Origin of the sequence: Fulvitalea axinellae, assembly GCF_036492835.1 — a bacterium.
GTDB classification, from domain to species: Bacteria; Bacteroidota; Bacteroidia; order Cytophagales; family Cyclobacteriaceae; genus Fulvitalea; species Fulvitalea axinellae.
The window spans coordinates 2,699,320-2,714,275 of record NZ_AP025314.1 but is presented as its reverse complement, the minus strand read 5'-3'; the positions used below and the strand labels follow the sequence as shown (position 1 = coordinate 2,714,275).

Genomic DNA, 14,956 nt, shown 5'->3' with positions numbered 1-14,956 from the left:
GCGGTTTTGTTGTTGATTACAGACGGTGTTTCAGCAGTTCGGCTTTGAGTTGGTGGAGTTCGAATTCCACCTTCAAAAGTTGGTCTGCCGCTTGGCGATAGAACCGCAACTCGTTGTAATAGTCGGTGTAAGAAATTTCGCCCGAACAGTAGGCTTTCAGCAACAGGTTTTCGTCGTTTAGCTCACCGAAAACGGTTTGGTATTCACGGAATTTCACGAGCGTTTTCCGGAAGGTTTCGTAAACGGCGGAGAACTCGGTCCTTTTCTCGTTTAGCTTCGCTTCGGCCAAGCTTTTTGTGGCTGAGAGTTTCGCTTTTGCCGTTTTCACCTTGTTCTTGTTTCTCCAAAGCGGTAGGCTGATGCCTCCGTAAAAACCCGCATGGCGCTCGTTGTGGACGCCCTGAATATTCGCCCCGAGGCTGATGTCCGGCAAGTTTTTTCTTTGCTGGACTTTCAGCGCCTGCTCATACAGCCGTTCTTGCGAGGACAAAGCCAAGAGTTCTGGCGAAAAGCGTTCTTTTTCCGCCCAAAGGCTGTCTTCGGATGAGATTGTCAGGGTGTTGCCGTATTCGGAAGTTGCGAATTCTACAGGCTGGTTGCCGTTCATGGCCTTGAGGGTTTTCTCAATTTCCAGCTTTTCGTTTTCCACGCTTTCCAGTTCGAAAGACTCCTTGTATCGGACCACTTTGGCCTTGTTGAGTTCCAGCAGGTTGATTTGTCCTTTGGAATAGAGTTCCTCCGTTTGTGAATACACCTTTTCGGACATCCGGAGCCTGTCTTGAAGGTGATCGAGAGTCTTGGAAAGGTAAGTGTGCCTTAGAAAGTGCTTCTCGGCTTTTGCCAGGATTTGTTGGCGTTTTTGGCCGTATTCCAGATCCAAAAGCTGTTGTTTTTCGCCAATCATCTTCTTTCTGGCCAAGTATACGGTCGGAAATTCAAAGCTTTGGGAAAACTGGAATTCTGTATAATCACCGCCAGTGTGGGTGCCGTAGGGGAGATAATAGGCGCTCACTTCCGGATCGGGCAGATTATTCTCGGTCTTACTGCCGAGCTTCTGGCTTTCGGTCTGGTCCCGGAGGGCTTTTAGCTCCAGGTTGTTCCGTTCTATTTGTGATATGACTTGGTCTGCGGTTGTCTGCGCAACGGTTTTCGAAACGCATATATACACCAAGGCCAAGGCGAATATGGTACTTCGCATGATATGTGTTTTATGAAATAGTGAAATCAACCCATAGCGGGAAAGGCCGGAATCTAAATTCCGATCAGAATTGTCTGCGGTTTTGGGTTGCTTACTCTAGAGAGTTAGCCTAAAAAGGCTAAACGGAAAAGGTGAAAAAAGAAGGAGGTCCACGGTGACTCCAAGCCAGCGTAAATCGCTTCGGGCTGATGGGAACCTCATGTCTAGGCTCTTGAGGAGCTATTGATTCTTTTGGGAAAGTAATTTCGAAGAGGAAACAAAAAACGGCTACGGGGCTGTATTCAGGGCCGTTCCACAGATCCTGTAAAACTTTGTGCCCTTTATAGGTGTCCGTGTCGAAACCGTGTGCGTGTTTCTCGATAAAATCGCTGAGAAAATCGGCTAACGTACTTTTCTTTTGGTGATGGTCCGTACGCTTATGATGCGTTTCGGCGTTGACTGTAGCCGAATAAAAATCTTTATGGTCATGGTGCACGTGCGGAACCAAGGTGTGCATGAGCAACAAGCACAGGATCCCCAGAAAAAATATAGCCGATATTTTGCTCAAAGCACGCATACTTGCGTAAGGTAGTAATTGCTTGGCTTTAAAACGAGGCTGCCGATGTTTTTTTGCGAATATGACGCTGAAAAGGCAGCGGGACGTGATGATAACGTCCCGCTAAAACCTATTTGCTGGTCATAATATCCAGAATATCGATATCTGTCTGCAACATTCCGTGAGCGGCTATTCTTGCCAAATTGTCAATGGTGTCTTCCACACTGTCCGAGATGATTCCGTCGCTATAAGGGAGTTCGTCGTCACTCATGCCGAATATGGCGGCTTGGACGGCGGCGCTGGTTCCGGTCGAAACTTTCAGAGCGCAAGCAGGCTTGGCCCCGTCGCAGAATACGCCGGAAGTGTTGGCCAGCATATATTTCACAACCCTTTCGATTTGTTTGAAATCACCGCCCATTAGATAGGCGATACCGCAGGCGGCGCCTGTCGAAGCCGGGACGATTCCGCAAAGGGCCGAAAGAGGGCCGATTTGGGTTTTTATGTGTATCGGAATGGCGTTGCCGATGATCAGGGCCCGTGCCAGCTGGTCTTTGTTAGCGCCAACTTTTTGGGCAACGTCAACGATTGGGACGAAAATAGTGATGCCTTGGTTACCGCTTCCCGAGTTGGTCATTACGGGCATAATTGACCCTGCCATCCGGGCGTCGCAACCCGCGGCGGCTTTTGACATGGCGGAAGTCATCCAGTCGGCGTCAATGACTTCGGTAGGCCGGTTTACGGTTAGCCGTTTTCCCACCTTTAGGCCAAAATCGCCTTCAAGGCCGTACATGGCGATGTCCCAGTTTGGTTCTACGCCCTCGAGAATAAACGAGATGTCGTCGAACGAGGCCGTCTTGGCGAATTCCACGATCCGTTCAGTTGTCATGCCTTTGACTTTTCCCGAGTCGGTTTTTCCCGGACCGTTTTCAGTTTCTTTTTCCGCTTTGAAAACAGTTTCGTCATTCAGCTCTACGGAGACAATATTGGTGTGCCTTTTTTCCAGAATCACACGGCTCATGTCTTTGCCGGCTCTGCAAACCGCCTCCACATAAAGCTTGTCGACATTGTTTTTCAGCACGATATTGACTAAACCGGCTTCCACCATCATTTTGGCTTGGCTACCGATCTCGGGCGTGACATTTTTGAGCACTTCCAAGGCGTCGGACGAATCGCCGGTGAGCGCACCCAAAGCAGCCGCGACCCTGAGGCCGCGCATGTCCGTGCCAGGAATGCCGACACCCATTCCGTTTTTGAGGATGTTTCCGCTAACGTGAATGTCGATGATTTCAGGTTTTCGGCCCAAAGTTTCCCGCGCTTTGGCTACGGCCAAAGTTACGGCGATGGGTTCGGTACAGCCCAAGGCGCGTTGGACGTCTTTTTTGATGAAGTCAATAATCTGTCTGTCGGTAATTGGACTCATCGAGTTCAAGGGTTTGGTGTGGGAAAAAATGTTTCATAATAAACGAATAGAACGCCGGATTATGATTTGGGTGTAAATATCCGGGTTTTGGAAGCGTGTAATATACGGAAAAAATCACATCCGCTAAAGTGCTTGAAAACGAAAGACGAGATGGAATCTCTGGACATTACGAATTGGACTTTGGGTTGGGAATTTGATAAATGTGAGCTTTCTAATTTAATTTTTGATAAAAAACCCATGCGATGATTAACAGTATTATTCTCTCTGGGTTTCATGCATGAAAATCAAACCTTAACGTCAGTGGATATGAAGGGAGTGGAAAGCAGGTGGTTGTTTGGATTACTTTTTTTGTCTGTGTTGGAGTTAACGTCTTGCGGTTTGAGTTACCGTAAAGTGGAATCGGGAGAGGAGCTTTCAAAAGCGGGAATGAAGCCGGGGCTGTATGAGCCGGAACCGATCAGGCCGGATTTTTTTGGAAAGTCAAACAAGCCGAAATTGAAAGAAGACGGATATGGGGAAATGCCTTTGGGTGGCGCAAACAGGCTGGATCTGGCGGAGGTGAAAAACTACTTTCCGGGGACTACGATTATTGAAAATATAGGGCAGGAAGACGGGCGGCCGTTTAAGTATTACGACATCATAAAAGGAACGGCCGGAAGCGTTTTCATTAGGATGAGCTCTAAGAACGACAAAAAGGTGAATCGGCTTTTCATTTTTGACAAAGGAGTTGCGGACGTGTATGGAGTAAAGCCTGGAATGACGGTAAAGTCGGCGCAAAGAAAGCGGAAAGGCTTGAGTCTGGTTCAAGATTCAGGGGAACAGTTTCTGGTGGCAAAGAGGTCCAAGATTTTGTATTTGATTGAAGAAAATACGGAGAATAATAGTGATGACCTGAAAAACAGACGAATAGCGGCGTTGGTGTGGAACGGTTCATCCAAATGACATTTCGATAACGTGGGATTTGTGGCGCTTTTCTTGTGCTGGAGAAGTCGGACAAATTCTGCGATATGGAAAACATTGACGTAAACAGCCTTTGGCAAAAAGTCTCGGAAATGGCTGTGGAATATGCTCCGAGAGTAGTAGGCGCTATTTTGGTGTTTTTTATAGGCTTGATTGTGGTGCGGATGATCGTGAGGGGAAGCGCCAAGCTTATGGAAAATAGGGAGATGGATATATCCCTGCGGACATTTTTAAAAAGTCTGGTTGATATTACGCTCAAAATCATAGTGGTGATCACCGCAATTAATATTCTCGGTGTTGCGATGACTTCGCTGATAGCGATGGTGGGCGCCGCGGGTTTGGCGATTGGGGTGGCGCTTTCGGGAACCATGAAGAACTTTGCCGGCGGGATTTTGATCCTTTCTTTCAAACCTTACAAAGTCGGAGATTTTATCGAGGCCCAAGGGGAGAAAGGCGTCGTGCAGTCGATTCTGATCTTCAATACGGTTCTTCTTACTCCAGACAATAAGACGGTCGTGATACCCAATGATTTTCTGGCTACAGGGACATTGACAAATTATTCGGCACAGAAAAATCGGCGTGTGGACTTCGTGTTCGGGATAGCCTATGGTGATGATGTGGAAAAGGCCAAGTCGATCTTATTGGGAATAGCATCTTCGGATAAACGAATTTTGGATGTGCCAGAGGCTTTCGTTGGTTTGTTGGAGATGGCTGACAGTTCGGTGAATTTGGTAGCTCGATTTTGGGTGAAAACGGATGACTATTGGCCCGTATTTTTTGATGTGAATCAGACGGTTTACCGTGAGTTTAACGAAAACGGGATCAGTATTCCATTTCCGCAAATGGACGTTCATCTTGATTCGGGCGATACTACAGACGTTAAGTGATCATTTTTGATTTCCTATAAATTTAATTTCCATGAATCATTTCTATTCACGTTTTCTGGCAATATTGTCTTTTGCGCTAACGCTTGCTATTGCCGTAAATGCCCAAACGGAAGAGGAGACAGACAGTGTAAAATGGACTAAGAACGGAGTAATCGGGATAACGGTGGCTAATGCCGGTTTCTCGAATTGGTCAGCGGGCGGATCAAATTCCTTTTCGTTGGACGCTACGGGAAATTATTCCGTAAAAAGGGAGAGCGCGAAAACGATTTGGATAAACAGAGTTGAAATAGCCTTCGGTTGGGTGACTTTGGATGTGGACCGTTACCCAGACAGAAAAACACAAGACAAACTGGATCTGATGACCAATTTTGGCCGTCGTGTATCCGAATACTGGTCGGTTTCGGTAACAGGCAGGTTGGTTACCCAGTTTGCTGCTGGTTATCAGTATAGTTCCGATAACGGAAAAAGCATGCGTGAATATACTTCGGATATATTTTCGCCTGCTTATCTGACGACGACTTTGGGTGCGAATTACGCATACAAGGACCTGTTGGTTGTCAATCTGTCCCCAATATCCGGGCGATTTACTTTTGTTTCAAGTGAGCCACTGAGCGAACAGGGACTTTTTGGTGTGAAAAAAGGAGAGAAGTTCAGGGCTCAAGTGGGGTGCAATATATTCTCCAGTTTGCATTGGAAAATTGTGGAGGATGTGGTTCTTGACACATCACTTAACCTGTTTGCCGATTATGAATCCATAACCACTGTCGACATAAACTGGCCAGCTTCATTAAAAATGAAAGTGACTAAGCTTTTATTTGCGCAGGTCGGTACACAAATGATTTATGACGACGATATAAAGTTTATCAGGGACGACGGTACGAGGGGACCCGCATTACAGTTTAGGCACAATATATCCGTAGGAATCAATTGGGAATTCTAAATTGGATTTGTAGACGATTACGAATATTGAATTATATAAATATTAATTTTTTGATTATCCGAATATTGATAACTTGTTCCTATCCGTGACATGATTTTAACCTAATCCGCTTTTGTTTATGAAATTGAAATCATTCAGAATTCTAGCCAGTGTTCTTCTGGCTTTAGTATTACTTTGGTCTTGTTCCGAAAACTCGGAAAAGAAACAGGGTAAGTACAAGTACAAATATGAGCGTGTAGACAATGACCCGTACGGTGCGTTGATATATACGCTAGATAACGGCATGAAAATATTCATGTCGGTAAACAAACGGAAACCGAGAATTTTTACCGAAGTAGCGATCCGGACAGGCAGTAAGAAAGATCCGCATGACGCTACCGGATTGGCGCATTACCTTGAGCATATGATGTTTAAGGGAACTTCAAAGATAGCCGCGCTAGATTGGAAAGACGAAAAACCGTTGTTGGATAGAATCGAGGCGCTTTATGAAGAGCGTCGTGGTGTTACCGACGAAAAGGCCCGTGATTCGATTTATCATATTATCGATAGCGTTTCGTATATCGCTTCGGGTTATGTCGCTACGAATGAATACGACAAGATGGTCTCCGTTCTGGGAGCTCAGGGAACGAACGCCTACACTTGGACTGATCAGACGGTTTATATAAACAGTATTCCTTCGAATGAGCTGGAAAAATGGATGAGAATCGCCGGCGAGCGTTTTCATGAAGTTGTATTACGCCTTTTCCATACTGAGCTGGAAGCTGTATACGAAGAGTACAATCGGGGATTGGATAGCGATTATCAGCAAGTAATGAAAAAAATGCTTGCTGGGTTGTTTATGAACCACCCGTACGGAACCCAATCCACTATAGGTACGGCGGAAGATCTGAAGAATCCGTCGATGAAAAAGATCTACGAGTATTTTCATGAATATTACGTAGCGAACAATATGGCTCTTGTTATGGCTGGGGACTTTAATCCGGATGAGGTCGTTGATTTTGCGAAAAAGTATTTTGTGACTTTGCCAAAAAGGGAAGTGCCGAAATTCACTTATAAGCCTGAGGATGAAAATCGTTCGCCGGTAAAAGAGGAAGTGATAGGTCCAAACGCGGAATTTGTGCAGATCGGGTACAGAATGCCGGGTGGCAAAGACCCTGTGGCCACGGCCAAACTGGAAGTGCTAGACGCTATTTTGTCCAACGGAAAAGCTGGGTTGATTGATTTGAATCTGAACCAATCACAAAAGGTGTTGGGAGCAGGATCTTCGCCGATTATCTGGGAAGATTATTCGATTCTTACATTAAGGGCGAATCCGAAAAACGGACAAACCTTGGAACAAGTGAAGGATCTGTTAATGCAACAGATTACGGATTTGAAAACCGGTAATTTTGAGGATTGGTTAGTTCAAGCTTCCGTTCGCTTCTTAAAACTTCAGGAAATACAAGGTCTCGAAAGTAACGAGAATAGGACAGAAGCGATGAAAGACGCTTTTATTCTGGGAGTGGATTGGAAAAATACTGTTGGGAAAGAGAAGGTTATGTCTTCATTGACTAAACAGGACATCGTTGATTTTGCCAATAAATATCTGAATAACAATTATGCAGTAGTCTATAAAAGACAAGGAAAAATCGCTCCGCAGAAATTCAAGAAACCTAAAATTACCCCAATTCAGGTAAACCGTGATCGTCAGTCGCAATTCTATGCGTCTATTGATTCGATGGAGGTTTCTAGGATTAAGCCGGAATTCGTTGATTTCAAATCCGCTATATCGGAAGGAAAGCTGAAAAACGATATTCCGATAAGCTATATAAAGAATGAAAGCAACCAGTTGTTTAATCTGGTTTATCTTTTTGATATGGGAACTGATAACGACAAAGAGCTTGATCTTATGGCCAGCTACTTGCCGTTTTTGGGAACATCAAAGTATTCGGCGGAAGATCTGAAAAAGGAATTCTTTAAACTTGGTGTCAATTTCGGAGTAAGTTCAAGTAATGACCGTACATACGTTTATTTATCTGGATTGGAAGAATCTTTGGAGGCGGGAGTACCGCTGTTTGAGCACATTTTGTCCGATGTTAAAAAGGATCAAACCGCTTATGACAATCTGGTGGGAAGGATACTTAAAGGCCGATTGGATGGTACTCTGAATAAAGGGAATATATTATACAGTGGCTTGATGTCCTATGCTCAATACGGTAAGGATTCCAGATTACGGAATATCATCCCGGCACATCAGCTTAAAACAATGGATCCGCAAGCGTTAGTGGATAAAGTTCATGGCCTTTCAGATTATAAACACCGTATTTTCTATTATGGGCCTAATACGCAGGAAGGAATCGGAAAAGTGCTGGAAAAGGATCATAAGCCAACGATGCCGTTAAAAGCGTATCCACCGAAAAAGGAATATAAGGAATTAGCAATCGATTCGGATCGTGTCTTTTATTCCAATTATGATATGGCGCAAACAGAGATGATAATGTTTGGTGATGACCAGATTTTTGATCCAGCGTTAATGCCGATGGCCAGCTTATTTAATCAATATTTTGGTGGGGGTCTTTCGTCTATTGTATTTCAGGAAATCAGGGAATCTAAAGCGTTGGCTTATTCCGTTTATAGCGCCTATTCCCAAGCCGGGAAAAAAGGAAAGCGCAATCACGTAATCGCATATATCGGAACACAAGTGGATAAACTTCCGGAAGCGGTTTCGTCTATGAAATCCTTGATGAATGATATGCCAGAGGCCGAAAAACAGTTTAATGAAGCGCGTTTTGCCGCCATGAAGGATATAGAAGCCCGTAGAATAGTGGGTTCTGATATTTTCTGGACTTACGAATCCTTAAAGAAACGAGGAATCGATTATGATATCTCAAAAGAGATTTACGCAAAACTAAAAACAGCCACTTTGCCAGAATTGAAAGCGTTTTTCGATAAACATGTAAAAGGAAAGAAATACGCTTATCTGGTGATAGGGAATGAGTCAAAAATGGATTTTGAAGTGTTAAAGCAACTAGGCGATTTTGAGCAACTTACTATTGAAGACCTTTTCGGCTATGATGCGGAATCGTTGAAAAAGGAAATGGCTCAATAAACATCCAGTTATTTCGGAAAACCATTAATGTTTCCAATTAAAAAATTAAAGCGCTCCTGATTCATGGAGCGCTTTTTTTATATTCGAAACTCATGAAATTATTGTTGGAAAGTAAGTGGTGAGTGCGTTTGTGTTTTTTCTTTATAAGGCTTGAGGTTGATATGAATTTGGTGAGTTGTTTAAAAGGCCGAACGACGTTAATAGCGTTGTTCCTTTTTGGTTTTTCTGTATTGGCAAATGCCCAAGAGGCTCAGGAACCTGATAAAATATCTGAAGAAAAAGGAGCTGAGCTATCTTTTATTCATCGTTGTATGGCCTTGGCCGACCGAATGGCTTCGTTGCCGGATAAACTTGCGTATGAAAATGAAAATATAAAAATCACGCCTATTCCTCTTCTTGCTTATAGCCCGTCCACAGGTTTTAAATATGGGGTGTACAGTGTAGCGGTTTTGGGGCATAAAGATTCGGAAACGGCAACGGTTGTAACTCCAAGATTCTCATTTTCCACAAAACAGCAAATGGGAGCGAAAGTCGGATTGGACCTTTTTATGGGCGATTCATATGTATTGAACAGCGAATTGGTTGCTGAGAAATACCCGGATGAGTTTTATGGAATTGGAAACGAAGCTTTTGATGATCCTCTTGATTTTACAAAGGAGTGGGTAGTGTTAAACGCTGATGTATTAAGGCGTTTAAAAGGCGATACTTGGGCGGGTTTAAGTTCTCATTTGCTTGCTACAAAGATTTCTGAAATTCAGAATGTTGAGGACGGTAGTGTCGATAATCCGTTATTCAAAAATGGCAGAGCATCATTTATCGGAATAGGACCTGTTTTTAGAATTGATAAAAGGGAAAATCGTTATGCGCCTAAATCCGGTTATTTTTTAGAAACGAAAGGATTACTCTATAAACGATTTGATAAGGACGTAAATCCTTTCGGAATAGTAAAGCTGGATTATCGCCATTACTTTTCTTGGGGAAATGGAAATAATGTAATGGCGTTTCAGATGTTGGGAGAAGGCCTTGTAAACGCAGAGAATACGCCGTTTTATCTTTATCCAAAAATTGGAGGGGAAGATAGGTTAAGAGGGACAGGACATGAGAACAGATATGCGGATGAGCGTTTTATGTTTGTACGGAGTGAATATAGAAAACATTTGTTCAGCAGATTCGGAATGGTGGCTTTTGCGGGGATTGGCCATCATGGAGCTGGTTCGGAATGGGATTCGGAAAATTTTCGACATACAGTCGGTTTAGGTGGCCGATTTTATTTAAGCGAAAAAGAAAGAATCAACCTTCGAATAGATATTGGAACAGATCTGAAGGGAGAAAAAGCGATTTATTTTTCCTTGAAAGAAGCGTTTTAAAGAATTAGCCTCCACAGGGAAAACGTGTTTATCAAATGAAATTCACTATTTTCGAAAAACCCTATAAGTTCGGTCCTTTCTAATTATAAGGACAAACCTTACAAACCGAGAATCGCGATGATAACAAAAGAAAGTAAACAGGTACCTTCGTCAATTATGATGGTGCGTCCGGTTCGTTTTGGTTATAATGCTGAAACGGCGGTTACTAACGCTTTCCAAGTCCAGGATACGGGAGAATCAGCGGAGCAAATCCAAGAAAAGGCGCTGGAAGAGTTTTTAAGTGCCCGAGATAAATTAAGGGAAGAAGGAGTAAAAGTTGTAGAGTTTGTGGACACGTCCGAACCGCATACGCCCGATTCGATTTTTCCGAATAATTGGATTTCTTTCCATGATGACGGAAAAGTAGTTCTTTATCCGATGTGTGCCGAAAACAGAAGAACGGAGAGGCGTAAAGAATTTATCGATTCGTTAGTCGAAGAATACGGTTTTAGCGTTTCAGAAGTAATCGATTATAGCGATAAAGAAGCTGAAGGAGTTTTTCTGGAAGGTACGGGTAGTGTTATATTCGATTATGTGAATATGATAGCTTACGCTAATTATTCGCCACGTACGGACAAAGCTCTTTTTGAAGAGGTTTGCGATCGTTTAGGTTTTAAACCATTTGGTTTTACATCTGTGGATAAGGCGGGTAAAGATATTTATCACGCTAATGTATTGATGTGTTTGGGCGATGACTTTGCGGTAGTTTGCGAAGAAAGTATCCGAGACGAGAAGGAACGCAAAGCCCTTCGTGATTCGCTGGAGAAAACGGGCCATGAAGTAGTCTCCATCACAATGGACCAAATGTATTCCTTTGCGGGAAATATGCTGGAAGTTTGCAATGAAAGGGGACACCGTTATTTGGTGATGTCGCAATGTGCTTATGATAGCTTAGACGACCAGCAATTAGAGACTTTAGCGAAATACGCAAAACTTTTGCCATTGGATGTAAGCACTATCGAAGAAAAAGGCGGAGGAAGTATTCGGTGTATGATGGCGGGAGTTAACCTGCCAAAGGCCTAACCCGAAAAGAATAACCTAAACCGGAATACTTACTTGAGTGGTGTTCCGGTTTTCGGTTTCCCCGTCAGGTTTTACGTTTACTGGCTGTCGGGGTAGCGTAAAACGGAATAAGCTGCCTTCATCCAAAACGCTTTCAATCGTTAGTTTGCCTTTATTCTTTTCCACAAAATTTTTAACCAACAGTAAACCTAAACCCGTTCCTTTTTCGCCTTCGGTTCCTTCGGTGGTATAGTGTAGGTCCCGACTTAGTATTTTTTGGATATTCTTAAAATCAACGCCGATTCCGTTATCCGTAAATTCTACGGTAATCATTTTTTCGTTAGTGGTCACCGCCACCCTTACCTCGCCATTCATCGGGGTGAATTTAATGGCGTTTGAAAGAAGGTTTCTGATTACGGTCCTTATCATATCCTCATCGAAATACGCAAAAACTTCGTCTTCTTCGCATTCCCATTGAATATTGATTTTTTTATGGTCGGCTGTTGCCGAAAAAAGGTCCATAGCGTCCCTTATCGGTATCGTGATATCACAATGTCGAGGGACAAAACCCAATACGCCTTTCTCGCTACGTGCCCAGCAGAGAAGGTTTTCGAGCAAATTGTGAGTGGAAGCGGAGGAGTCTTTTCCTAATCTAATTAATCGTTCTACACGTTCCTGGTCAAATTGGTAATAACGACTGGTTAGAACGTCAAAAATGTTTTTGATATTACCGATTAAGCCACGAAGGTCATGACCTATGATAGAGAATAATTTGTTTTTTGTTTCATTTGCCTTTTGTAGCTCACGAGTAGTATTTCTCAGGCTCAATTGGGTTTTGACCCGAGCTAATAATTCCGTTCCGTTAAAAGGCTTCGTGATGTAATCGACAGCCCCTACCTCAAAACCTTTTACTATATTGGTAGGCTCGGCTTTGGCGGTTAAGAAAATAACAGGTGTGTCTTTGGTACGCGGACTGGCCTTAATTAATTTACAAACTTCATATCCGTTAATTTCAGGCATCATAACATCGAGTAAAATAAGGTCGAATTCAATTTTTGAGATCTTCCTTAAAGCGGCTTTTCCGTTTTGCGCATAAGTGATGTTGTAGTGCTCTTTTTTCAGGATATTTGCGGCCACTTGAATGTTTTGCGCAATATCGTCTACAATGAGTATTTTTTGGGTTGATTCCATACTTACAGTTTTTTTGCTCGTTTAATCTTTGTCGTCGGAGCTTTCCGCTAATTCGGAAAAGGCCGAGAGGTAGAGCGACATTTTGTCTAAATCGAACGTTTCTGTATATCGGATTAAAAGGTTTCCGTATTTGATAAGGTTTTCTAATTTATACCTATTGCCGAGTTCGATAACTAATCGGGCAAAGTGTAAAATGTCATCGGATAGTTCCGTTTCAGAAGCGATTTCCCAAGCTTTGACACATCGGATATCATATGCTTTGAGTAATTCGGGGATTTTCGCTTTATCATTTTCCGAAAAAATCCGGCTGTTTTTTATTTCGGAAATTATTAGCGGAAGTTCCTGAGATACCACTTTTTTGGACAGATCTGGATCGGGTTCTTTTTTTGATCCGAAAACAGAGACGGAAGGAATGGTAACTTTAAATTCGGCTCCGTTTCCAAGTTCGCTAACAAGATCGATATCCCCATTCATCATTTCGACAAGTCTTTTGCTAATCGAAAGTCCGAGGCCCGTTCCTCCGTATTTGCGGGTACTTTGTCCCGATTGTTGACGGAAGGCTTCGAATATCCCTTTTTGTTCGGTAAACGGTATTCCAATACCGGTGTCCCGGACAGACAGGGTAAGTGAAATCTTATCGGGATCGTTGATGCATCTTGCAAAACTTATATTCAGTGAAACGGAGCCTTCCGATGTGAATTTTATAGCATTTCCAATCAGGTTGAGCAAGACTTGCCTCATTCGAATACCGTCAAAAAATAACATTTCGGGTAAGTCCTCCGGAATCGACACTTTAAATTTTATACCCTTATCCTGACATTTTAGAGCGAATATCTTCCGTATTTCCCCAACAAGATCCATTATGTTGCATGGTTCGGGTTTGAGTTCCATCATTCCCGCTTCAATTTTCGATAAATCGAGAATATCGTTAATTAAATGCAAGAGATTTTTTCCTGCGGCCCTAATGGAACCCAAGTAATCGGATTGTACGGCGTTAATAGGGGTGGACTCCAATAATTCGGTATATCCTATTACGGAATTGAGCGGAGTTCGTATTTCGTGACTCATATTCGCCAAGAATTCACTCTTCGTTTTATTCGCTTTTTCGGCTATTTCTTTCGCCTCCTTAAGTGCCCGTTCGCTTTCTTTTATGGCGGTAATATCGGTTTGAACGCCTATCATCCTTTGAGGGAAACCGCTTTGTGTTCGGTTGAGGGCTTTTCCCCGGACCAAAATGTTCTTTATATTTCCATTTTTAGTAATTGCCCTAAACTCCGTTTTGAAATTACTTTTTCGACTATGAATAAACGTTAAGTAGTCTTTTTTGAACTTGTCCAGATCATCGGAGTGAACGGTTTTGAGAAGGGTTTCTTTCTTTCCCGAAAAATCGCTGGTCATATACTCCAGCATGGTATAGCTTTTTTTACTGGAGAAGAGTTTGTTTTTCCGGATGTTATATTCCCAAAAACCATCCTCTGAGGCGTCAATGACTTGTTTATATTTTTCTTCGGCTTTCCATATATTGGTAATTTCTCTGGCACTGACCACAACGCCGTCCACACTGCCGGTTATTCCGTAAACAGGGTCGAAGTGAAAGTCGATATAAGACAGTCTTTTTGAAGTGAATTTCACCCAGTGTTGAAAGCGCATGCTTCTTCCCAACATACATTCCTGCAAAGCTTCGGTTATCAGAACCTCGTCAATGAAATCCTTCATGACCGTTTGGAATGGAAGCCCGATGATTTTGCTGTTTTTTCGCCTGGCTTTTTCCTGAAAAGTATCGTTGACTATGGTACAGCAAAGATTCTTGTCCAACAACACGATCATTTCAGAGGTATTAGAGATCGTGAGTTGGTACTTTTTCAGTCTTTCCTGCATTTGTTCGGACTCCGTATTGTCCCGGCAAACTAGTAAGCAGGCATTGGTGTCGTTTTCTTCTCGCACCGGGTCTAGCCGGATTTCCCAGCAACGTTCCTGACCGTTTTCGATGGTTTTCGTTTGGCAGAAACTTATGTTACCCTCCAGGCAACGGTTTATATGTGTTTGTAATTTGGCATCCAGCAAGGAAGTTTCGTAGAGAGTGGTGAGCCCTAGATTTTTCATGTCTTGATCCGTAAAACCGAACGCTGATTTTGCCGCTTGGTTGGCGATCAGGATGTTCATGTCTTTGGATATAAGCATGAGGGGTTCCGAAAAATTTAGAAAGATCAATTCAAGCGTATGAAGTCTTGAGATGACGCTTCTGCGAGATTCCACATTTATTTCCTTAGTGTTGCCCATCGGTAGGAGTAAGTGGCTGTGTGTAAACGAAATTGAAATTCAAAAATAA

At 43.1% G+C, this 14,956-nt stretch carries 11 protein-coding genes; 6 read left to right on the top strand and 5 right to left on the bottom strand.

The window, feature by feature from the left end:
* Nucleotides 1-16 precede the first annotated feature (16 nt).
* The 3 genes from AABK39_RS10275 to AABK39_RS10265 form a co-directional block, all read right to left on the bottom strand.
* Nucleotides 17-1,198: a TolC family protein gene (locus AABK39_RS10275; RefSeq protein WP_338391256.1), complete on the bottom strand. Its 1,182-nt coding sequence runs from the start codon at nt 1,196-1,198 to the stop codon at nt 17-19.
* A 118-nt stretch (nt 1,199-1,316) separates the two neighbouring features.
* Nucleotides 1,317-1,754, bottom strand: a complete 438-nt coding sequence (locus AABK39_RS10270; protein WP_338391255.1) for a hypothetical protein — start codon at nt 1,752-1,754, stop codon at nt 1,317-1,319.
* 109 nt (nt 1,755-1,863) lie between these two features.
* Complete coding sequence (locus tag AABK39_RS10265; protein ID WP_338391254.1) at nt 1,864-3,153, bottom strand: L-cysteine desulfidase family protein; 1,290 nt, start codon at nt 3,151-3,153, stop codon at nt 1,864-1,866.
* A gap of 306 nt (nt 3,154-3,459) precedes the next feature.
* Here AABK39_RS10265 and AABK39_RS10260 point away from each other — a divergent pair, with 306 nt between their 5' ends.
* The 6 genes from AABK39_RS10260 to ctlX all read left to right on the top strand — a co-directional run bounded on the left by AABK39_RS10260 (nt 3,460) and on the right by ctlX (nt 11,457).
* Nucleotides 3,460-4,095: a hypothetical protein gene (locus AABK39_RS10260; protein WP_338391253.1), complete on the top strand. Its 636-nt coding sequence runs from the start codon at nt 3,460-3,462 to the stop codon at nt 4,093-4,095.
* Between the two features lie 65 nt (nt 4,096-4,160).
* Entirely contained in the window at nt 4,161-5,000 is an 840-nt protein-coding gene (locus AABK39_RS10255) for a mechanosensitive ion channel family protein (protein ID WP_338391252.1), read from the top strand.
* Nucleotides 5,001-5,031: 31 nt separating this feature from the next.
* On the top strand, nt 5,032-5,940 hold the full coding sequence (locus tag AABK39_RS10250) for a DUF3078 domain-containing protein (protein ID WP_338391251.1): 909 nt from the start codon (nt 5,032-5,034) through the stop codon (nt 5,938-5,940).
* A 118-nt stretch (nt 5,941-6,058) separates the two neighbouring features.
* Nucleotides 6,059-9,028 (top strand): M16 family metallopeptidase, encoded by a 2,970-nt coding sequence (locus tag AABK39_RS10245; RefSeq protein ID WP_338391250.1) that lies wholly within the window; start codon nt 6,059-6,061, stop codon nt 9,026-9,028.
* A gap of 161 nt (nt 9,029-9,189) precedes the next feature.
* Nucleotides 9,190-10,395, top strand: a complete 1,206-nt coding sequence (locus AABK39_RS10240; protein WP_338391249.1) for a BamA/TamA family outer membrane protein — start codon at nt 9,190-9,192, stop codon at nt 10,393-10,395.
* A gap of 117 nt (nt 10,396-10,512) precedes the next feature.
* Entirely contained in the window at nt 10,513-11,457 is a 945-nt protein-coding gene (gene ctlX / locus AABK39_RS10235; protein ID WP_338391248.1) for a citrulline utilization hydrolase CtlX, read from the top strand.
* A gap of 15 nt (nt 11,458-11,472) precedes the next feature.
* On the opposite strand, the gene AABK39_RS10230 is transcribed toward ctlX, so the two are convergent.
* The gene (locus AABK39_RS10230; protein WP_338391247.1) at nt 11,473-12,627 is read right to left on the bottom strand and encodes a hybrid sensor histidine kinase/response regulator; all 1,155 of its coding nucleotides are present in this window, start codon (nt 12,625-12,627) and stop codon (nt 11,473-11,475) included.
* Nucleotides 12,628-12,648: 21 nt separating this feature from the next.
* Nucleotides 12,649-14,907, bottom strand: coding sequence for a PAS domain-containing sensor histidine kinase (locus AABK39_RS10225; RefSeq protein WP_338391246.1), 2,259 nt, complete (start codon nt 14,905-14,907; stop codon nt 12,649-12,651).
* Between the last annotated feature and the right edge of the window lie 49 nt (nt 14,908-14,956).